Annotated in this window: 14 protein-coding genes and 1 tRNA gene; 2 read left to right on the top strand and 13 right to left on the bottom strand. The window is 56.2% G+C overall.

Going from position 1 to position 20,789, the window contains the following annotated elements:
• Positions 1 to 23: 23 nt before the first annotated feature.
• The 3 genes from IAE30_RS14580 to IAE30_RS14570 all read right to left on the bottom strand — a co-directional run bounded on the left by IAE30_RS14580 (position 24) and on the right by IAE30_RS14570 (position 3,326).
• The gene (locus IAE30_RS14580; RefSeq protein WP_200680252.1) at positions 24 to 1,307 is read right to left on the bottom strand and encodes an MFS transporter; all 1,284 of its coding nucleotides are present in this window, start codon (positions 1,305 to 1,307) and stop codon (positions 24 to 26) included.
• Between the two features lie 193 nt (positions 1,308 to 1,500).
• Positions 1,501 to 2,511 carry a Zn-dependent oxidoreductase gene (locus IAE30_RS14575; RefSeq protein WP_038645898.1) on the bottom strand — a complete coding sequence of 337 codons (1,011 nt, stop codon included), beginning with the start codon at positions 2,509 to 2,511 and terminating at the stop codon, positions 1,501 to 1,503.
• Between the two features lie 739 nt (positions 2,512 to 3,250).
• Positions 3,251 to 3,326, bottom strand: a tRNA-Asn gene (locus IAE30_RS14570).
• Between the two features lie 308 nt (positions 3,327 to 3,634).
• On the opposite strand from IAE30_RS14570, the gene IAE30_RS14565 reads away from it, so the two are divergent.
• Complete coding sequence (locus IAE30_RS14565) at positions 3,635 to 4,756, top strand: Gfo/Idh/MocA family protein (RefSeq protein ID WP_045832336.1); 1,122 nt, start codon at positions 3,635 to 3,637, stop codon at positions 4,754 to 4,756.
• A gap of 534 nt (positions 4,757 to 5,290) precedes the next feature.
• Here IAE30_RS14565 and yegS read toward each other — a convergent pair.
• The 10 genes from yegS to IAE30_RS14515 all read right to left on the bottom strand — a co-directional run bounded on the left by yegS (position 5,291) and on the right by IAE30_RS14515 (position 19,569).
• Positions 5,291 to 6,190 carry a lipid kinase YegS gene (yegS, locus tag IAE30_RS14560; RefSeq protein ID WP_045832335.1) on the bottom strand — a complete coding sequence of 300 codons (900 nt, stop codon included), beginning with the start codon at positions 6,188 to 6,190 and terminating at the stop codon, positions 5,291 to 5,293.
• Positions 6,191 to 6,422: 232 nt separating this feature from the next.
• Complete coding sequence (gene yegQ / locus IAE30_RS14555; RefSeq protein WP_200680251.1) at positions 6,423 to 7,790, bottom strand: tRNA 5-hydroxyuridine modification protein YegQ; 1,368 nt, start codon at positions 7,788 to 7,790, stop codon at positions 6,423 to 6,425.
• 140 nt (positions 7,791 to 7,930) lie between these two features.
• Complete coding sequence (gene baeR / locus IAE30_RS14550) at positions 7,931 to 8,638, bottom strand: two-component system response regulator BaeR (RefSeq protein ID WP_038645906.1); 708 nt, start codon at positions 8,636 to 8,638, stop codon at positions 7,931 to 7,933.
• Between the two features lie 3 nt (positions 8,639 to 8,641).
• Positions 8,642 to 10,033, bottom strand: a complete 1,392-nt coding sequence (baeS, locus tag IAE30_RS14545) for a two-component system sensor histidine kinase BaeS (protein WP_038645908.1) — start codon at positions 10,031 to 10,033, stop codon at positions 8,642 to 8,644.
• Positions 10,030 to 11,436 (bottom strand): multidrug transporter subunit MdtD, encoded by a 1,407-nt coding sequence (gene mdtD, locus IAE30_RS14540; RefSeq protein WP_038645910.1) that lies wholly within the window; start codon positions 11,434 to 11,436, stop codon positions 10,030 to 10,032. The genes baeS and mdtD overlap by 4 nt, the downstream gene beginning before the upstream one ends.
• Before the next feature lie 16 nt (positions 11,437 to 11,452).
• Complete coding sequence (locus tag IAE30_RS14535) at positions 11,453 to 11,851, bottom strand: type II toxin-antitoxin system VapC family toxin (protein ID WP_200680250.1); 399 nt, start codon at positions 11,849 to 11,851, stop codon at positions 11,453 to 11,455.
• Positions 11,851 to 12,084 carry a type II toxin-antitoxin system VapB family antitoxin gene (vapB, locus tag IAE30_RS14530; RefSeq protein WP_045815259.1) on the bottom strand — a complete coding sequence of 78 codons (234 nt, stop codon included), beginning with the start codon at positions 12,082 to 12,084 and terminating at the stop codon, positions 11,851 to 11,853. The genes IAE30_RS14535 and vapB overlap by 1 nt, the downstream gene beginning before the upstream one ends.
• A gap of 71 nt (positions 12,085 to 12,155) precedes the next feature.
• Complete coding sequence (gene mdtC, locus IAE30_RS14525) at positions 12,156 to 15,224, bottom strand: multidrug efflux RND transporter permease subunit MdtC (RefSeq protein ID WP_200680249.1); 3,069 nt, start codon at positions 15,222 to 15,224, stop codon at positions 12,156 to 12,158.
• Complete coding sequence (locus tag IAE30_RS14520; RefSeq protein ID WP_200680248.1) at positions 15,221 to 18,343, bottom strand: MdtB/MuxB family multidrug efflux RND transporter permease subunit; 3,123 nt, start codon at positions 18,341 to 18,343, stop codon at positions 15,221 to 15,223. Before IAE30_RS14520 ends, mdtC begins: the two co-directional genes overlap by 4 nt.
• Positions 18,343 to 19,569 (bottom strand): MdtA/MuxA family multidrug efflux RND transporter periplasmic adaptor subunit, encoded by a 1,227-nt coding sequence (locus IAE30_RS14515; RefSeq protein ID WP_200680247.1) that lies wholly within the window; start codon positions 19,567 to 19,569, stop codon positions 18,343 to 18,345. Before IAE30_RS14515 ends, IAE30_RS14520 begins: the two co-directional genes overlap by 1 nt.
• A 240-nt stretch (positions 19,570 to 19,809) precedes the next feature.
• On the opposite strand from IAE30_RS14515, the gene IAE30_RS14510 reads away from it, so the two are divergent.
• Positions 19,810 to 20,772 (top strand): aldo/keto reductase, encoded by a 963-nt coding sequence (locus IAE30_RS14510; protein ID WP_038645927.1) that lies wholly within the window; start codon positions 19,810 to 19,812, stop codon positions 20,770 to 20,772.
• Positions 20,773 to 20,789 lie beyond the last annotated feature (17 nt).

The raw sequence follows: 20,789 nt of genomic DNA, 5'->3' as shown, positions 1-20,789 counted from the left end.
AGCGCCCCATTATGGTCAATCTGTTATGCGGACACCGGTTTATCTATGGTCTTTGGGCTACGAATCACAAACAGCACTAACATCGCACCAATCCCGGCGACACAGCCCGCCAGAATAAAGGCGCTATCGAATTTGCCGGTGTGCTGCACGATATAGCCCGTGACAATCGGTCCAACAATCCCGGACAGGCTGCCAATCAGATGGATAAAGCCACTGATGCTGCCGACACGGCTTTTGTGCACCACATCCTGAATAATCGCCCAGTAAATCGCACCGGTGATGTAGAGGAAGAAGATGGAGATCGACATCATGATCACCGCCGAATTGACCTCTTTAATCGTTCCCGCCAGTGCCACGCAGATCGCGGCAGCCAGCAGCGAGACCACCAGCACGATTTTGCGCGACAGCAGCAGCTTGCCCGTGATGTTGAATATCTTATCTGAGATCCAGCCGCCCAATGCCAGGCCGACGAAGCCGACAATCCACGGGATCATGGTGGTGATACTCATGGATTTGATGTCCAGACCGTGCGCCTGCACCAGATAGGCCGGGAACCAGCTCAGGAAGAAGAACAGAATGTAGTTGTAGCAGAAGAAGGCAAAAGCGGTCACCAGGATAATCGGCTGACGCAGGTAGTAGCCCATGCCGTGCGCTTTGCCGGTCGGATCGATGACATCAGCCGGTTCTTCCGCTTTCAGTTTTTCGACCAGTGCGCGCTCTTGCTCAGAGACTTTTTTGCTGCGCGCGGGATTATCTGCGGCGAAGTAGAACCACAGGCACATCCACACCAGACCAATCAGGCAGATCACCACGAACGCCGGACGCCAGCCGAATGACAAGGCCAGATAACCGACAATCGGACCGGCTACCGCGCCCCCCAACGGTGAACCGGCACTCAGCAAGCCCATCGCGGTAGCCGCCTGTTTTTTCGGGAACCAGCCGTTAATCGCTTTGTTAGCCGAGGCGCAGATCGGGCCTTCCGCCATGCCGAACAGCACGCGCAGAATCATCATCGACCAGAAGCCGGTCGCCAGTGCGGTCATCCCGCAGAACAGCGACCACATACCGACAGCGGTGCCGAGCACGATGGTGGGGCCGAATTTATCGGTCGCCAGGCCACCGATAAAGTTAAACAGCGCGTAGCCAAAGAAGAAACTACCGAAAATCATGCCGAACTGTTCGGCGTTGATCATCAGGTCTTTTTCTACCAGTGGTACAGTCAGAGAAAGGGCAATACGATCGAGGTAGTTGATCATATAAACCAGGAACAACAGCAGTACGAGGGTCCAGCGTAGATTCTTTAACATAGAAACTCCGTTTCCCCGTCATGCTCCAATCTGTCTTTAAGTTGGCTGCGTGATTGCACCCCATTCACTTTTCGTTGTAAGCGTCTGGGGGCTTAATCACTGGCCACCTTGATACAGCCTGAAGCATTGAGAGGATTATTATATTGGCCGGCAGGTACGCACCGGATTAAGGACACCAGGTGTGAAGATTAACTTAACCCATGTGCAGAATCACTTTGCAGCAAGTGCGCGGATCTTTTTCGAACAGTGTCATCGCACGTTCAATCTCCGCCAGCGGGAAATAGTGCGTGACGAGTTTTTCTGGCTGAATCTGACCTTTCTCCATCCACTCAATCACCTGCGGGAAGCGATGGCTATTAAGACGCGAAGTGAACAGCGACAGCTCTTTGCTGGTTAATGCCTGCTGCGTAATGCTGCAAGGTTCACCAGAGAAGCCCAGCAGGCCAATACGCGCCGCCGGAGAGGCGAGGGCAGCGGCTTCGGCCAGGATGGTGGGATGGCAGGCGGCATCAATGATCAGTGTGGGCTGCACACCTTCAAGTTGTGCAGCCAGCGGAATGTCGCTGTTATTGAACACCTGATCGGCGCCATTTGCTTGCGCCAGCGCCAGACGTTCCGGCAGGCGATCCACCACCAGCACTTTTTCTACGCCGTAGACGCCTTTCAGCACCTGAATCGCGGTTAAGCCCATCGGGCCTGCGCCGTAAATCAGCGCTACGTCATTGACCTGCGGCTTAAGGAAGGCGGTAATGTTCGCCGCGATGGTGAAGGGCTCCACCAGGCTGGCCAGTTTGTCGGGAATGGAAGCCGGCAGAGCGAATGCGTTCTTCGCTGGTGCCACCGCGAACTCGCTGAAACCGCCGTCACGATGCACACCGATCACCTGCAATTCTTTGCAGACGTTCGGGCGACCGATGGAGCAAGGGTAGCAGTGTCCGCAACTCACCACCGGATCCACCGCGACACGCTCACCGATACGCGCGGCATCCACGCCTTCACCGACGGCATCGATCAAGCCGAAGAACTCGTGACCAATCACGCGCGGGTATTTGGCGAAGGGATTGTGGCCGTGCCAGATGTGCACATCTGAACCGCAGATACTGGCAAACTGTACTTTGACACGCACTTCGCCTGCGGCAGGTTCTGGCAATGCGCGTTCTGCCAGCACCAGTTCACCCGGTTGTTCAATTACGACACTTTTCATCATTTACTCCTTGCCAGATACACGCTCAATCGCTGGATTTGGCATCAACGGGAATGCAATGAATGAAAAATACGCTTGCTGATACTACCATACAAGTCGGCGTTAAAGAGTTGTGAAGAGAGTCACAGAGTGCAGGCAGGGTGAGCGAAGAACGGTGTGGGTTTGGGAGATGCGGCGGGGGGAATTTGATGTGGGGCTGCAAGAATCAGAACATGCAGAGATGTGGGATGTGGGATGTGAGGTGTGAGGAGTGGGATGTGGGATGTGGGATGTGGGATGTGGGATATGGGATATGGGATTTTCAGCTTGGGTTGAGATGCTTAGGCTGGCCAACGGTTTTCAAGCGGGGTGGCGATGTTCAGATTGAGTTTAAGGTCTTCAGGCAGGATTGAGGAGGTGAGTTAGGTTCGGGATGTTCAGGCAGGATTGAGGAGGAGAGTTGGGTTCGGGATGTTCAGGCAGGATCGAGGAGGTGAATTGAGTTTGAAATGTTCAGGCAGGATTGAGGAGGTGAGTTGGGTTTGAAATGTTCAGGCAGGATCGAGATGTTGAGTTGGGTTTGAGATGTTTAGGCCAGGCTGAGGTGTTAAAGCTGGGATGCGATATGCAGATTTGGCCGAGGTCGTCAGATTGAACTCATAAGGACTTTGGATAGGGTGTCGTCCGGTTATTCAACCCGCTCGCCCCCAAATTGCGGTCATAAAAAAAGCAGCCTGATAGGCTGCTCTTTTCAAGAATTTGGCTCCTCTGACTGGACTCGAACCAGTGACATACGGATTAACAGTCCGCCGTTCTACCGACTGAACTACAGAGGAATCGTTTGGAACGGGGCGCATAGTAACGAGCAGGCTCTGGGTTGTCAAAGGCCTTTTCCACATTTTTTACTGACTGCTGAATAAAGCGTCAATTTTGCGTTTCTCTTCCCTCTCACGCGGCGAATCACACTCGATATCGGGCCTATTTGTGATGTAAGTCACTAATGCTATGCAAAATTACATTCTGATTTGTCGATTCTGTCGAATACCTCGCATGTATGATCACAGATATTTCATTTCGTCGTTGTCGGGGCCAAAAGCGAAACATATATTCCAGATCAATTCCCACCCACAACTCCAGGTGCAGCATGAACAAAGTCAGAATCGGTATGATCGGCAGTGGTTACATTGGTCGTTGTCACGCCATTGCTTACGCGCAGGCCCCCACTGTTTTCGCACTGAAAGGTGAAATCGTGCGGGAAATGCTGGCAGAGGTGAACCCGGAACTGGCCGCGAAACAGGCGGCAACCTTTGGCTTTGCCCGTTCAACCGGCGACTGGCATGAGCTGGTACGCGATCCCAACATTGATGTGGTCGATATCTGCGCGCCGAACTTCCTGCACAAAGAGATGGCGCTGGAAGCGATTCGTAACGGCAAACACGTTTACTCGGAAAAACCGCTCTCCCTGTCCGTGGCCGATGCAGAAGAGATGGTGCAGGCCGCGCAGCAGGCAGGCGTTAAAACCCTGGTGGGCTTCAACTACATGAAAAACCCCACCAGCCAGCTGGCGCGTGAAATCATTGCGCGCGGTGAGATTGGTGACGTGATCCATTTCTACGGTACACATAATGAAGATTATCTGGCGCGTCCGGAAACACCGCTCGACTGGCACTGCCAGAAAGCGCTGGCCGGTTTAGGTGCGCTGGGCGATCTGGCGGCGCATATCGTCAATATGGCGCACTATCTGGTCGGGGATATCGAAGAAGTCAGCGGCGATATGATGACGGTGATTAAACAGCGTCCCGATCCGAAAGATCATTCACGTTTGTTGCCAGTTGAGAACGAAGATCAGGCCAGCGCGCTGCTGCGCTTTAAAAACGGTGCGCACGGTGTGTTTGAAACCTCACGCATCGCCTGCGGCAGCAAAATGGGCCTGACCTATGTGGTCACTGGCACCAAAGGCACCCTGCGCTACACTCAGGAGCGTATGGCCGAGCTTGAGCTGTATATCCATGATGAACCCGCTGGACGTCAGGGCTTCAAAACCATTCTGACCGGCCCGGCCCATCCCGATTACGCCAACTTCTGCGTATCAGCGGGCCACGGTATTGGTTTTAACGATCAGAAAACCGTCGAGATCCGCGATTTAATCAACGGTATCGCGGCAGGCGATCGCATGTGGCCTGATTTTGCCGAAGGCTTGCAGGTACAGAAAGTACTGGAAGCGGTCGCGGTGTCCGCCGTCGAGCGCCGTTGGATGAAGGTGTAACGGCCATTAGTTAGGCTCATGCTCTAAACCGCACATGAGCTAATCAGCAGGCCAGGGGGAGTGCTGGTCAATTAAGGCTTTACTCGCAAATGCTGCCACTGTCAAAAGTGGCGGCATTTTGTTTGGCGAAAATACTGATGTGCTGATGTGCTGATGTGCTGATGTGCTGATGTGCTGGCCCTGGCCTCCACTATCGTGCCCTTTTTCACAACACGCACTGAAGCTTCAAAGCAGGCTGGGGGCCGTTCTGGGGCAGGCACTTCGCAGCGCTGAACGGAATGAGGAAGCCAGGAGAGCCAGCATGGATGCTGGCGAAAGGCGCAGCCGGAACAGGGATGTTCCGTCTGCGCCGGTCCGTCAGGCTGACGAGTGAAGTGAAGGTACCGCGTCAGCGGCGCGAGGACCGCCAGGCCCAGAACGGCCCCCAGACGGCGACACCACGGGCCCCCTAAAATCCATCACCACCAGCTCTACAGACTGCGTCATCCCCGGCAACCAACCCGCTCTTATCACCTGCCTCTCAACTGACAAACATCACGCCAGCAGTGGGCACTGCGGCGGCAGACGGCAGCTCAGCGCGCCGGGCATCACTTCAATTTCAAATTCACTACCGGTCAGCGGCTCGCCATCCAGATTAAACGTCATCTCATGCGGGGAGCGAATGCGTAGCGATTGCAACTGCGCCGAGACAATATTCGGGTTCTCATCATTGCGCGTCAGCGAATGCAGTAGCGTTGGCAACAGCTCCTGCGCGGTCACAATGCTCAGATTCAGCTGCCCATCATTGATCAACGCATCCGGACACAACTTCTGCCCGCCACCCGCCTGACGACCATTACCAATGCCGATCACCAATGCATCGCCTTGCCACGCAAAGCCCGGTCCGCTGATCTCACAACTATCCGGCTTCAGCGCATCCACCCGCATCAAACCGTGAATAAAGTACGACACGCCGCCCAAAGCCGATTTCAATTTCTCCGGCGTCTCCGTGGTGATACGCGTGCCAAAGCCGCCGGTCGCCATATTGATAAAATAGCGATCGCCATTCACGCGCGCCAAATCAATCGCGCTGGCTTTGCCCAACACCGCCAGACGCAGTGCAGGTTCCATCTCCGCTGGAATACCGACGCTGGTGGCGAAATCATTGGCCGTGCCAAGCGGCAGAATACCCAGCGCCGGACGCTGCTCTGCAGCCACCGCCGCCAGCGCCGTGGCGATCTCATTGATGGTGCCATCGCCGCCACCGGCGACCACGGTTTCAGCCTGCAACGCCACCGCTTCCTGCACGTAACGGTCGCCGTCGCCCTTTTCCCAGGTCACGCGCACCGCCAGATTAAAGCCTTCCTCACGCAGCGTATTAACCGCCGCACGCAAATCTTCATTGCCCGCGCCTTTTCCATTGAGGATCAGCAGCGTCAGTGGTTTGTTTTGCATAATCAGTTCCTTGAGGCGAAATACGATGCAGTGGTTATAGCATAGCTGGACGGGGAACTTTATCGGCGGGCGATGAAAAAAAGAAAACCCGCACGGGGGAGCCGGGCGGGTGAATGAGGTGGTTCCTGGTACTACCTGCTGTTTATTGTTACTCGTTAGCAGCAGGCGGGATTCTAAAGCGAGGCGCAGCGGCGGTCTGTGATCCTGTTCTAACTTCGCGCCTTTCTTTTCATTATGTGCGCTTTTTTCCGTGCGGATCATAGGTGTTGTTGCCATCAGTAAAATTACGCATCAATAAGGCAAAGGCCAGATCCACCGATTCCGGTACTGGGATCCACACGCGATGCCCATCGCCCGGTGCCACCTCCACCGCCGCGCCTTTATCATTTTGCATCGATTCCAGCGTACAGTTCAGATTGCCCTGCGGCGTCATGATCTCCACGGAATCCCCGAGCAGAAACTTATTCTTCACCGCGATCTGCGCCCAGTCACCGCGACGCTCACCGGTAAATTCCCCGACAAACTGCTGGCGTTCGGAAACGGAGAAACCCTGCTCATAGTTCTGATAACTGTCATGAGTATGACGACGCAGGAAACCCTCGGTATAGCCGCGATGCGCCAGACCTTCCAGCGTCTCCAGCAGCGCCGGATCGAACGGCTTACCGGCTGCCGCATCATCGATGGCGCGACGATATACCTGCGCGGTGCGAGCACAGTAATAGAAAGATTTGGTACGGCCTTCAATTTTTAATGAATGCACGCCCATCTGGCTCAGGCGCTCGACGTGGGCCACCGCGCGCAAATCCTTTGAGTTCATGATGTAAGTGCCGTGCTCATCTTCAAAGGCACTCATCACTTCACCGGGCTTCATCTTCTCTTCTAATAAAAATACGCGGTCGGTCGTCGCGCCAACGCCCAGCGTGGGCTCCTGCACCTCAACCGGCTGATGGAAACCGACAATATTGCCCACCTCATCCTGTTTGCCTTCTTCTACTTTATATTCCCAGCGGCAGGCGTTGGTGCAGGTGCCCTGATTAGGATCGCGCTTGTTGAGATAACCCGACAGCAGGCAGCGGCCGGAATAGGCCATGCACAGCGCGCCGTGCACGAAGATCTCGATCTCCATCTCTGGCACCTGCTGGCGAATTTCTGCGATCTCATCCAGCGACAGCTCGCGCGACAAGATCACGCGGGTCAGTCCCATCTGCTGCCAGAACTTCACGGTTGCCCAGTTCACCGCATTCGCCTGCACTGACAGATGAATCGGCATCTCAGGAAAGGCTTCGCGCACCAGCATAATCAGGCCGGGATCGGACATGATCAACGCATCGGGCTGCATCTCCACCACTGGTGTCAGGTCGCGGATAAAGGTTTTCAGCTTGGCGTTATGCGGCGCGATGTTCACCACCACGTAGAATTTCTTGCCCAACTGGTGGGCTTCTTCAATGCCTTTGGCCAGTACTTCGTGGGTGAATTCATTGTTGCGTACGCGCAGGCTGTAGCGCGGTTGACCGGCATACACCGCGTCAGCGCCGTAGGCAAAGGCATAGCGCATATTCTTCAGCGATCCCGCTGGAGAAAGGAGTTCGGGTTTAAACATGGAGGGAAATCTCACTGATGTCAGGTCAGCATGCCATCGGCGATGGCAGGTGCACGAGCCGCATCAAACGGCCCTGCAAAAGGTGGGGAATTGTAGGCAGGGCCGCCGCTGAAGTAAATTGATCTACATCAAGCTAACCGCTACATCAGGCGACAGACGTCCGCTTCCCAGCGATAACCCATGCCGTACACCGCGCGAATAAACGGCTGTTCCGCATCGAGGTTTTCCAGCTTACGACGCAGGTTCTTGATATGGCTATCGATAGTACGGTCGGTGACCACGCGATAATCGTCATAAAGATGGTTCAGCAACTGTTCGCGCGAGAACACTTTACCCGGCTCCAGCGCCAGGGTTTTCAGCAAGCGGAATTCAGCAGGGGTCAGTTCCAGTTGCTGTTCACGCCAGCTGGCCTGAAAACGTCCTTCATCAATCAGCAGATGCGAGGCGAGTTGCGCCTCTTCCGGCGAACGTTTCACGCGGCGCAGAATGGTTTTCACACGCGCCACCACTTCACGCGGGCTGAAAGGCTTGCAGATGTAATCGTCTGCGCCAATCTCCAGCCCCAGCAAGCGGTCAATTTCCTCGGTGCGCGCGGTGACCATGATGATCGGCAGCTCAGAGAAACGGCGTATCTCGCGGCACAGCGTCAAGCCATCACGGCCCGGCAGCATCAAATCCAGCAGCATCAAATCCGGCGGCGAGTGCTGCACATAGCTCAGCACCTCATTGCCATCCGCAATATGGTGAGTGCGATAGTTGGACGCCTGCAGATAATCAATCATCAGCTGCGCCAGTTTGGGTTCATCTTCAACAACAAGGATCAGTGGATCGTGATTATCCGGGCTCATAAGCTATTTCTGGTGAGGAACATACGGCAAGTTTAGCGCGATTTGCAGCCCACCTAAATCAGAGTGATCCGCAGAAATGCTGCCGCTGTGTGCTTCAACAATGTTTTTACAGATCGCCAGACCCAATCCAGAGCCGCCGCTGGCGCGATTGCGTGAACTTTCAGCGCGGAAAAAACGCTCAAAAAGATGTGCCTGATGCTCAGCGTCCACGCCAGGCGCGCTATCCGCAAAGCGTAACTGCCAGTATTTGCCGTGTTGCTGCAGGCTGACCCGTACTTCGCCACCGGCATCTGTGTAACGCAGGCTATTCTCCAGCAGATTCGTGAATAACTGCATTAAACGATCGGGATCGCCAAAGCTTTCCGCTTTGGGCGGCAGTGCGAGAGTGAGCGTCAACTCCCGGCTGCGATAGCGCTCGCCGAAACTGCCTGCCACCACTTCCAACAGATTCACCACATCCACCGGCTGTTTACGATAGGCGAGGGCGCCCGCGTCAGACAGCGACAGCTGATGCAGATCGTCCACCAGTTTGGTCAGCACCACCACTTCGCTCTGCAGTGAGGTGATGGCTTCCGGCGTCAGCTTGCGCACACCATCCTGCATCGCTTCCAGCTCACCGCGCATGATCGCCAGCGGCGTGCGCAGTTCGTGGGAGATATCGGCCATAAAAGCGCGGCGGTTACTCTCGTTTTTTTCCAGCGAACTGGCGAGCTGGTTAAAATCGCGCGCCAGCTGGCCGATTTCATCACTGCTGCCCACTTCCACACGTGTGGAAAATTTACCTGCCGCCAGCTCGTGGGTGCCATCCACCAGCCGTTTCACCGGGGCCAGCAAGCCACGCGCCAGCAGCCAGGTGACCAGCGCCGCCAGCAGCGTGGTGAGCGTGACGATCATCCAGCTGGTACGTCGCTGCTGCAGATCAAAGTTGATATCGGTGCTGCGTGTTAACCGCTCAGCGGGCGAGGCGATCACCCAACCCACCACTTTGCCCGTGCTGGTGGTGATGTTGCGACGGGTGCCTTCCGGCGGCACCGGCGAGTGCGGCCCGGACAACACTTTATACTGCTGATCAATAATCCAGAATTGAGTGCGCCAGCCGTGTGGCGGTAGCTGCGTACTGCTGCCGGGATTTTGTTCCATCGAACGCAGAATGGTGAAAATCAGCCGATCGTTGTTCCGCAGGAAATCCCAGTCGCCATGCTGCTCGTACTGATCCGCCAGTGCATCGCTCAGCAGGGTTAAGCGTTGCTCATTGCCCTTTTTGATGTAATCGACAAAGCCATGCTCAAAGCTGAGGCGCACGCCCCAGTGCATGGTGATGATCACCAGCATGCAGGTGGAAAATATCGCCACAAACAGCTTGGCGCCAATGCCGAGTTTCACCGGCTGCTTCATGCTTTTCTCCTGCCTCTGAGATCCACGTTCTTACTCACATCTTTGGGTACGCGCCAGAACACCAGTGCCGGCAGCACAATCACTAACGCCATGCATAGATAGGTATAAATAAAGGTTTGATGCGCGGCGGCGCTGTTGGTCACGGCACCGTGTGCGAAGGCACCCAGCAGTAAACCGGCCACCGTGACGCCAATACTCATCGACAGCTGCATGATCATCGAGAGCAGGCTGTTGCCGCTGGAGGCCAAATCATCCGGCAACTCTTTCAGCGTTAAGGTATTCATAGAGGAGAAGCGGATGGCATTCACCATTCCTTGCAGTAGCAGAACCACCGGCAGCATCCACACCCAACCGAGCAGTGCCACTGCCGGGAACAGCAATACCACCAGCGCTAGCGCGACTGTCGCCCCGACCAGCGCATTACGGTAGCCGAACAGATTGACGATGCGCACCACCACGCGTTTGGTGCCCATGTTGCCCAGCACCATCGGGATCATCATCAATCCGGCGTGGAATGGGCTGTAGCCGAGGCCCACCTGCAGAAAGATCGGGGTCATAAACGGCAGCATGCCGCTACCGATACGGCCGGTGAAGCTGCCGAGCAGGCCAATCGAATAAATACGGTTGTCGAACAGCTTGAGACTAAACAGCGCATTGTCGTTATTGCGGCCGTGCATCAGGTAGAACAGCAGGGAGAACACACCAACCAGAATCAACAGGCCGAGCAGCAGCGGGGAACCGCCGGTGCTGCGTTGGCCGTCGAGCGCCAGCGTCAACGTTGCCATGCCGACCGCCAGCAGCACAAAGCCGAGGAAATCAAAGCGCTTGGTTTGCATGGTGTAATTCGGCATCAGCATCAGGGTGGCAATCGCGCCGATAATGCCCACCGGAATGTTAATCAGGAAAATCCAGTGCCAGCTGGCGTACTGCACCAAAATCCCACCCAGCGCCGGGCCAAGCAGCGGACCGATTTGCCCGGGCGTGGTGACAAAAGTCATCGCCGACATGTACTGTTCGCGCGGCACGATTTTCATTACGGTCAAACGCCCCACCGGCACCATCATTGCACCGCCCACGCCTTGCACCACACGCGCCATCACCAGTTGATCGAGTGAGGTGGAGAAGGCGCACAGCACCGATCCGATGCTGAACAGCACAATGGCGCAGAAGAAAATGTTGCGTACGCCGAAGCGATCCGCCAGCCAGCCGCTGATCGGCAGTGTCACCGCCACCGTGAGCACATACGACACGATCACCGAATGCATGTTGAGTGGGCTAACGTTGAGATCGCGCGCCATCGAAGGGATGGCGGTATTCACGATGGTGGTATCCAGCGCCTGCATAAAGAAGCCGAAGGCGACGATCCACAGCTGCCAGCGCACGGTGGCGTTTTGCGAGTTCATGGAGAGTACCGTTGTATTAAAGCCAGTTGTCGCTGATTAACCCGTTCACCCGTGAAAATTCGCGCAGGTTGTTGGTAATGAGTGTTAGCGCTTCACTTCTCGCATGTGCAGCGATGTGCAAATCATTCAGACCAATGGGGGTGCCTTTCTTTTCAAGCTCAGCGCGGATCGAGCCGTAATGAAATGCTGCCTTTTGATCGTAACTGAGCACGTCCAGACGGGAAATAAAGTCTTCAACCGTGCGTAGATTCCTTTCAGGAAAAGCACTTTTCTCCGCACCATGAACGAGTTCAGCAAGCGTAATCGATGAGATGACCATGCGCCCGACGTTGGCATTAAAGCGTTCAAGAACCTCAATCGGGCGGCGTTTAATGACATAGATGACGATGTTGGTATCCAGCATGTAGCGATGCATTAAAAATCTTCCCTGTCAGATTGCTCCTGTGACGCACGTTCATTCATAAAATCATCGCTTACGCTGGGGCCATCGAGGAAAAAGCTATCCCAGGCGTTTTCTATTGGTGTGAGAATGCGCTCTTTGCCAATCGCACGCACCGTGACATTTTTCACGTTGTCTGGAAAGCGCATGTCAGCAGGAATACGCACGTTTTGCGTACGATTATTGGTAAACACGGTACCTTGAGACATATAAACCTCCTTCATAGTGACTGGATAAAGTTTACTCGCTTTATACTATGTAGCAAAGGTGTATAGCATGGTCATTCGGTAATCAATGCCGTTTTTTTACGTCGACTCAGCTTATCCATCATCAGAAACACCACCGGCGTGGTGTAGAGCGTGAGTAGCTGGCTCATCACCAATCCGCCTGCAATAGTGATGCCCAGCGGCTGGCGCAGTTCAGCACCATCGCCGCTGGTGAGCACCAGCGGCAGTGCACCAAACAGCGCGGCCAGCGTGGTCATCAGAATCGGGCGGAAGCGCAGCTGACACGCCATGAAGATCGCGTCACGCGCGCTGAGATTGCCGTTGCGCTGTGCCTCCAGCGCGAAATCCACCATCATGATGGCATTCTTCTTCACGATGCCGATCAGCAGCAAAATGCCAATCAACGCAATTAAACTGAACGGCGTATTAAACAGTTCCAGCGCCAGCAGCGCCCCGACGCCCGCCGAGGGCAAAGTCGAGAGGATGGTCAGCGGATGCACATAGCTCTCGTACAAAATCCCCAGCACGATATACACCGCGGCAATCGCTGCCAGCATCAGATACAGCTGATTGGATTGCGACTGCTCGAACACCTGCGCGGTGCCGGCAAAACTGCCGCGCACGCTGGAGGGCACACCGAGCGCCGTCATGGTGCGTTCAACCGCCTCAGAAGCCTGAGATAACGACACGCCTTCCGGCAGGTTGAACGAAATGGTTGAGGCGGCAGACAAACCTTCATGGTTCACCGACAGTGGCGCATTGGCGGGCTGCCATTTGGCGAACCAGCTGAGCGGGATCGCTTTGCCATCACTGTTGATCACGAACATCTGATCCAGCGCACTGATATCCTGGGTGTAGCGCGGATCGACCTCCATCACCACCTTGTACTGGTTCAGCGGCTGATAAATGGTAGAGATCTGCCGTTGACCGAAAGCATTGTTCAACAGCGCGTTGGCGGTCGACACCTCAATGCCCAGCCGCGCCATACTTTCACGATCGTAGGTCAGATCCATCTCGCTGCCTTTGTCTTGCTGATCGGAGTTCACGTCTACCAGCTCCGGCAACGCGGCAAACGCCTGACGAATTTTCGGCTCCCACTCACGCAGGTCGGCGAGATTATCCGACAGCAAGCTGTACTGATAGCTGGCATTGGATTCACGTCCACCGATGCGAATATCCTGCACCGCGTTGAGATACAGGTTGGCGCCAGGCTCTTTCGCCAGCTTGGTGCGCAGGCGCGCAATCACTTCCTGGACGTTTTCACTGCGCTCCGACAGCGGCTTGAGCGAGACGAACATCGAACCGCTGTTGGTGCGCGAACCGCCGGTAAAGCCAGTGACGTTATCCACTGCTGGATCGGCCTTGATGATGTTCATAAAGTCCTGCAGCTTGCCGCGCATCGCCTGGAACGAAATGCTTTGATCTGCCGAGATAAAACCGTTCAGTCGTCCGGTGTCCTGCTCCGGCATAAAGGTTTTGGGGATCGAGATAAACAGATACACGGTCAACCCAACGGTGGCGAGCAGCAGCATCAGTACCCAGATGGCGTGGTTCAGCACCCATCCCAACGAGCGCGCGTAGCCGTTTTGCACACTCAGCATCACTTTGGCAAAACCCCGCGTGCGCGGCTGGCTGCGCTTTTCCTGCGGTTTCAACAGGTAGGCGCACATCATCGGCGTCAGTGTGATGGAGATAAACAGCGAGATGAGGATCGCCACTGACAGCGTGATGGCGAATTCCGAGAAGAAGCGCCCAATAATTCCGCCCAGCATCAGCAGCGGCAGGAACACGGCAATCAGCGATAGACTCATCGACAGCACGGTAAAGCCCACTTCGCGCACGCCGGTTAGCGCCGCCTGTAGCGGTTTCATCCCTGCTTCAACGTGACGCGCGATATTTTCCAGCACCACAATCGCATCATCGACGACAAATCCGGTGGCGATGGTGAGTGCCATCAGCGACAGGTTGTTGAGGCTAAAACCGCACAGATACATGGCGGCGAAAGTGCCAATCAGCGAAACCGGCACGGCGGCGGCAGGGATTAAGGTGGCGCGTCCATCCCGCAGGAAAACAAACACCACCAGAATCACCAGCACAACCGCAATCATCAATGACTGCTCCACTTCCTGCAGCGAGGCGCGAATGGTGGGGGAACGGTCCTGAGCGATCTGTAAATCGATGGCGGCGGGGATCACTTCATGCAGTAGCGGCATCTCGCTGCGAATTCGGTCCACGGTTTCAATGATGTTGGCATCCGGCGATTTGCGCACCACCAGCAGCACCGCCGGTTTGCCATTGGTCATCCCGGCGTTGCGCACGTCCTGCACCGAATCCTGCACGTTGGCGACATCGCTCAGGCGGACGGCTGCGCCATTGCTGTAATGCACCACCAGCGGCTGATATTCGCTGGCGGTTTGCAGTTCATCGTTGGTGCGTACCTGCCAGCGTTGCTGCACATCATCAATCGCCCCTTGCGGACGGCGCTGGTTGGCGTTGCTGATGGCGGTACGCACCGCATCCAGCGACACGCCCTGATTAAACAATGCCTGCGGGTTGAGATCGACGCGCACCGCAGGCAGCGAACTGCCGCCCACGGTCACATCACCGACGCCCTGAATCTGAGACAACTTCTGCGCCAGTTGCGTTGAAGCGTAATCATACAGCTGACCGGGATTATAAATGTCCGAGGTCAGCGTCAGGATCATGATCGGTGCATCTGACGGGTTCGCTTTGCGATAGGTCGGACGGCTCGGCATGCCGGTCGGCAGCAGGCTTTGTGCGGCGTTGATCGCGGCCTGCACGTCACGCGCTGCGCCGTTGATGTCGCGGTCAAAATCAAACACCAGAATCACGCGCGTGCTGCCGAGTGAACTGGTGGAGGTCATTTCACTGACACCGGCAATGCGCCCCAGCGAACGTTCCAGCGGCGTGGCGACCGAAGCCGCCATAGTTTCAGGTGACGCGCCGGGCAGCGAAGCGGTAATCACGATCACCGGGAAATCCAGCTGCGGCAGCGGGGCCACCGGCAGCAGGCGGAAACCGAGAATACCGGCCAGCGCAATCGCCAGCGTCAGCAGCGTGGTCGCCACTGGCCGATGGATAAACAGTGCGAAGAACTTCACGGCTGCGCCTCAGAACGCTTAAAGCGACGGCGCGTGGCGTGGGCCAGTCGGTCAAACAGCAGATAGATCACTGGCGTGGTAAACAACGTCAGGATTTGGCTGAGGATCAAGCCGCCGACCATGGCAATGCCTAAAGGATGGCGCAGTTCAGCGCCAACACCGGTGCTCAACATCAATGGCAAGGCACCGAGCAGTGCCGCCATGGTGGTCATCAGAATCGGACGGAAACGCAGTAAACAGGCCTGATAGATCGCGTCACGCGGTGCCATACCTTGCTCACGCTCGGCGGCCAGCGCAAAGTCGATCATCATGATGGCGTTTTTCTTCACGATACCAATCAGCAAGATAATGCCAATGATGGCGATAATATCCAGCTCATTGCCGCTCAGCATCAGCGCCAGCAGCGCGCCCACACCCGCTGTTGGCAGCGTGGAGAGAATGGTGATCGGATGGATAAAGCTCTCATACAGCACGCCGAGCACGATATACATCGCCACCACCGCCGCGATAATCAGCCACACGGTACTGGTGAGCGCCGCTTCAAACGCCAGCGTGCTGCCCTGGAACTGCGTCATCATTTCGGCCGGCATGCCGACCTGATCTTCGGCTGCACTGATGGCTTTCACCGCTTCGCCCAGCGAATAGCCTTCGGCGACATCAAACGAGAAGGTGGCTGACGGGAATTGATCGAGGTGATTAATGCTCAACGCCGCATGACGCTCTTCGATCTGCGCGATGGCACTGAGCGGAACGCTGCCGCCGTCGGTGCTGGTCAGTCGAATACCGTCGAGACTGGCCAGCCCCGGCGTTTGCTCATTGTTCTGCTCCAGCACCACGCGATACTGATTGGCCTGGGTATAAATGGTGGAGATCAATCGTTGACCGAAGGCGTTGTACAGCGCGTTATCGACATCCGCCATGGTGATACCGAGGCGGCTGGCGCTATCGCGATCGACACGGATAAAGGCTTCCAGCCCTTGATCCTGCCAGTCGCTGCTGACGTCACGCAGCTGCGGCAAGCTATTGAGTTGTGTCAGCAGCTTCGGTACCCAGGTGCTGAGTGATTCCAGCGAGCCCGATTGCAGCGTGAACTGGTACGGCGTGCGGCTCGCCTGGGTTTCAATGGTCAAATCCTGCACGGGCTGCAGCCACAGTGAGACGCCGGGCACTTTATCAATCTCTTGCTGCAGGCGTTTCTGCACTGCGGGAATGCGGTCATCACGCTCGCTGAGCGGTTTGAGATTGATCTGCAAGCGCGCGCTGTTCAGTGCCGCATTGGTACCATCGACGCCGACAAACGACGTCATGCTCTGCACCGCCGGATCTTTCATGATGATCGACGCCACATCGCGCGTGCGATCCGCCATGCTGCTGTACGACACCGACTGCGGCGCCTGTAAGGTGCCCTGAATAATGCCGTTGTCCTGCTGCGGGAAAAAGCCTTTCGGGATGGCGATCCACATCAACACTGTCAGCAGCAGGGTGCCGAGCGCCACCGATAAGGTGATCCACGGATGCTGCAACACGCGGGTTAGCCAGCGGCCATAACCAGCAATCACCCGATCAAACATCGCTTCACTGGCTCGCGAGAAGCGATTCTGTTTGCGCAACGATTCGGCGCTGAGCATGCGTGCACACATCATCGGCGTCAGCGTCAACGACACTACGGCGGAGATCAGTATCGCCACTGCCAGCGTCACCGCAAACTCACGGAACAGGCGACCAATCACATCGCCCATAAACAGCAGCGGGATCAGCACTGCAATCAGCGAAAAGGTGAGGGAGATAATGGTGAAGCCGATTTCGCCCGCGCCTTTCAGCGCCGCCGTCATCGGCTTTTCGCCTTTTTCGATATAGCGCGAGATGTTCTCGATCACCACGATGGCATCGTCGACCACAAAGCCGGTGGCAATGGTAAGTGCCATTAGCGTCAGGTTATTGATCGAGAAACCGAGGAAATACATCGCCGCAAACGTCCCGACCAGCGACAGCGGGACCGCCACGGCCGGGATGATGGTGGCAGGCACGTTACGCAGAAACAGATAGATGATCATCACCACCAGGCCAATCGCCAGCATTAATTCGTGCTGGGTATCCGCCACCGATGCACGGATATTGGTGGTGCGGTCGGTGAGCAGTTTCACGTCCACCGATTTGGGCAGTGTGGCGGTAAGGGAGGGCAGCAACGTACGAATACTGTCAGCGGTGGCGATGATATTGGCACCCGGCTGGCGCTGTACGTTGAGCACAATTGCCTGCTGGCGGTTAGCCCAGGCCCCGAGCCAGCTGTTCTCCGCACCTTGTTCAATGCTGGCGACATCGCCTAAGCGTACCGGCGCGCCGTTGTTATAGCTGATGATCAGCTTGCGGTAATCTTCGGCCGAGGTCATTTGGTCATTGGCCGCCAGCGTAATTGAGCGCGTTGGGCCATCCAGGCTACCTTTGGCGGAGTTAACGTTGGCGTTGGTGATCGCGGTGCGCACGGTTTCGCTGGTCAAGCCTAATGCGGCCAGCGCCTGGGTATTCATTTTCACGCGTACCGCCGGGCGCTGTCCGCCGGATAGCGTCACCAGGCCCACGCCGGTGACCTGCGAAATTTTCTGCGCCACGCGCGTTTCGACCATGTCCTGCACTTGCGTCAGCGGCATGCTGGTGGTGGTGACGGCGAGCGTCATGATTGGGGGATCGGCAGGATTGACCTTACTGTAAACCGGCGGGTTAGGCAGATCGCTGGGCAGCAGATTGGTGGCAGAGTTGATCGCCGCCTGTACTTCCTGCTCGGCAACATCCAAAGAGAGGGAAAGCTGGAACTGCAAGGTCACCACGGAGGCACCGCCGGAACTCTGTGATGCCATCTGCTTCAGCCCTGACATCTGGCCGAACTGGCGCTCAAGCGGGGCGGTAATCGAGGACGTCACTACATCCGGGCTGGCGCCGGGATAGAGCGTGACCACCTGAATCGTCGGGTAATCCACTTCGGGCAGCGCCGATACCGGCAGAAAGCGGTAACCGAGCACGCCTGCCAGCAGAATGGCAATCATCAGCAGTGTGGTCGCCACCGGGCGCAGAATAAACAGGCGTGACGGGCCGCCACTGCTGTCTGGGGGCATCACCTGCATTATTGACGCTCTCCGCGCGCAGGCTGGGCGGCGCGCGTGCTGTTTGTGGCGGTACTTTGCGGTGATACCACTTCAACGGTGGCACCTTCGGTCAGACGATCCAACCCGTCAGTGACCACGCGCTCACCGGCGTCAAGCCCGGCACTGATCACCACTTTCTGACTGTCCTGCAAGCCCGCCGTCACGCGCTTCTTGCTCACTTTGTTTTCGCTATTGACCACCCAGACAAAGTGGCCGTCGTTGCTCATTTGCAGCGCAGCCGTTGGGATAACCACCGCATCCTGCAGCGTGTCCACTTTCAGGCGCGCGTTGACGAACTGATTGGGGAACAGCGCATCATCCTGATTATCGAAGCGCGCTTTGAGTTTGATGGTGCCGGTGGTGGCATCAATCTGGTTATCGAGGCTGAGCAGCGTGCCGCTGGTGAGCAGGGTTTTGTTACTGCGATCCCAGGATTCGACAATCAACGGCTGTCCACTTTTCTGTGCCTTGAGAATCTGGCTAATGTTGTTTTCGGCGACGCTGAACACCACGTCAATCGGATGGGTTTCGGTGATCACCACTAAGCCAGTGGTATCGCCAGAAGTGATGTAATTACCGACATCAACCTGCTTCAGCCCGACGCGACCGGCGATCGGCGCGGTAATGCGGCTGTAGGTGAGATTAAGCTGCGCGCTGGCGACGTTACCTTCATCGGCTTTAATCGTGCCCAGCGTTTCACTCACCAGCGAGCGTTGCGTGTCCAGTTCCTGCTGCGACACCAGTGAGGTTTTCGCCAGTTTTTCATAGCGACTAAGATCGCGACGCGCATTGGCGAGCGTGGCCTGATCTTTTGCCAGCTGTCCCTGGGCCTGAATTAACGCGACCTGATACGGGCGGGGATCGATTTCGGCAAGCAGTGCACCCGCGGCCACCTGCTGGCCTTCCTGGAAATGTAAAGCCATCAGCTGGCCGTCAACGCGGCTGCGTACCGTGACGGTATTCGCGGCGGTCACGGTGCCGAGTCCGCTGAGATAGTAGGGCACGCTTTGTGTGGTTGCGGCAGCCGCCTGCACCGGTGCCAGAGGACGGCGATTGGCCACGCCAGCGCCACGACCATGATGCTGTTGGCCCTCGGCTTGCGGCTGTTTACTCGGTTCCGCAGGATGCTGCCACCAGTAATATCCACCGGCCAGTGCGGCGACCGCGACGATAGTTATCAGGCTTGTTTTCAGTCGACTGTTCATCTGCTTGCGTGCTCTCCAGCGGTTTCGTATTCCCCAAATGCGAAAGCAAAATGGCCGTTTCGCAAACGAAATGATTGTAGTCGCTCGTACCGGGCAAAAATTGAAGGAATTAAGAATATCGCCCCTGAGGCGCTAAGTATTCATATTACGTAAACATTTTGGCAGGAAAACGCATAAGCGCAGCGATTTCATTTGCTAAGCTCAAAGGCAGTCATGTCTCGTTTCAATAAGGAGAACAAAATGAGTCAACAGAAAACCCGTCAGCTTGGCGACAGTGGTATTCAGGTTCCGCTTCTCACTTTTGGCGGCAACGTTTTCGGCTGGACAGTCGACGAGAAAACCTCGTTCTCACTGCTCGACGCGCTGGTGGAAAAAGGGCTGTTCTTTATCGATACTGCGGACGTTTATTCGCGCTGGGCACCCGGTAATGAAGGGGGCGAGTCTGAAACCATCATGGGTAAATGGCTGAAAAAAAGCGGCAAGCGCGACAGTATCGTGCTGGCGACGAAGGTGGGGATGGAACTGTCTCCGGAGAAAACCGGGCTAAAACCGGCTTACATCCGTCAGGCAGTGGAAGATTCGCTGCGTCGTTTGCAAACCGATGTGATCGACCTTTATCAGGCGCACCGCGACGACCAGGATACGCCGCTGGTTGAAACCCTTAAAGCTTTTGATTCGTTGATTAAAGAGGGCAAAGTGCGCGCGATTGGCGCCTCCAACTACAACGCAAAACGCCTGCAGGAAGCGCTGGATATCAGCAAGAAAGAGGGGCTGGCGCGCTATGAAACGCTGCAGCCAGAATACAATCTGTATGACCGGCAGGAGTATGAAAGCGGGCTGGAGCAGGTGGCGGTTAAAAATGGCCTCGGTGTGATTAACTACTACTCACTGGCCAGTGGCTTCCTGAGCGGCAAATACAAAAAGCCGGAAGACGCCAGCAAAAGTAAACGCGGGCAGGGCATCGTTGAGAAGTACCTGAATGAGCGCGGCAAGCGCATTATTGAAGCGCTGGAGGATGTCGCGGCTTCGCATGATGCGTCAGCGACGCAGGTGGCTCTGGCGTGGCAGATTGCCCGTCCGAGCATCACCGCACCGATTGTGAGTGCGACCTCGCTGGAACAGATTAATGAGCTGGTGAAAGCCACCGAATTAGAGTTGAGTAAGCAAGAGATCGAGGAACTGGCGAGCGCCAGTAAGCTGTAATCCACACGGGACGCGAC

It is taken from the genome of Pantoea sp. S61 (genome assembly GCF_016625145.1).
Taxonomy (GTDB): domain Bacteria; phylum Pseudomonadota; class Gammaproteobacteria; order Enterobacterales; family Enterobacteriaceae; genus Pantoea; species Pantoea rwandensis_B.
This window is presented reverse-complemented; position numbering and strand designations above follow the sequence as displayed.

Coding starts and splice junctions, on each gene's coding strand:
- IAE30_RS14580 (WP_200680252.1), bottom strand. CDS start 1,307: ATGTTAAAGAATCTACGCTGGACCCTCGTACTGCTGTTGTTCCTGGTT.
- IAE30_RS14575 (WP_038645898.1), bottom strand. CDS start 2,511: ATGAAAAGTGTCGTAATTGAACAACCGGGTGAACTGGTGCTGGCAGAA.
- IAE30_RS14565 (WP_045832336.1), top strand. CDS start 3,635: ATGAACAAAGTCAGAATCGGTATGATCGGCAGTGGTTACATTGGTCGT.
- yegS (WP_045832335.1), bottom strand. CDS start 6,190: ATGCAAAACAAACCACTGACGCTGCTGATCCTCAATGGAAAAGGCGCG.
- yegQ (WP_200680251.1), bottom strand. CDS start 7,790: ATGTTTAAACCCGAACTCCTTTCTCCAGCGGGATCGCTGAAGAATATG.
- baeR (WP_038645906.1), bottom strand. CDS start 8,638: ATGAGCCCGGATAATCACGATCCACTGATCCTTGTTGTTGAAGATGAA.
- baeS (WP_038645908.1), bottom strand. CDS start 10,033: ATGAAGCAGCCGGTGAAACTCGGCATTGGCGCCAAGCTGTTTGTGGCG.
- mdtD (WP_038645910.1), bottom strand. CDS start 11,436: ATGAACTCGCAAAACGCCACCGTGCGCTGGCAGCTGTGGATCGTCGCC.
- IAE30_RS14535 (WP_200680250.1), bottom strand. CDS start 11,851: ATGCATCGCTACATGCTGGATACCAACATCGTCATCTATGTCATTAAA.
- vapB (WP_045815259.1), bottom strand. CDS start 12,084: ATGTCTCAAGGTACCGTGTTTACCAATAATCGTACGCAAAACGTGCGT.
- IAE30_RS14520 (WP_200680248.1), bottom strand. CDS start 18,343: ATGCAGGTGATGCCCCCAGACAGCAGTGGCGGCCCGTCACGCCTGTTT.
- IAE30_RS14515 (WP_200680247.1), bottom strand. CDS start 19,569: ATGAACAGTCGACTGAAAACAAGCCTGATAACTATCGTCGCGGTCGCC.
- IAE30_RS14510 (WP_038645927.1), top strand. CDS start 19,810: ATGAGTCAACAGAAAACCCGTCAGCTTGGCGACAGTGGTATTCAGGTT.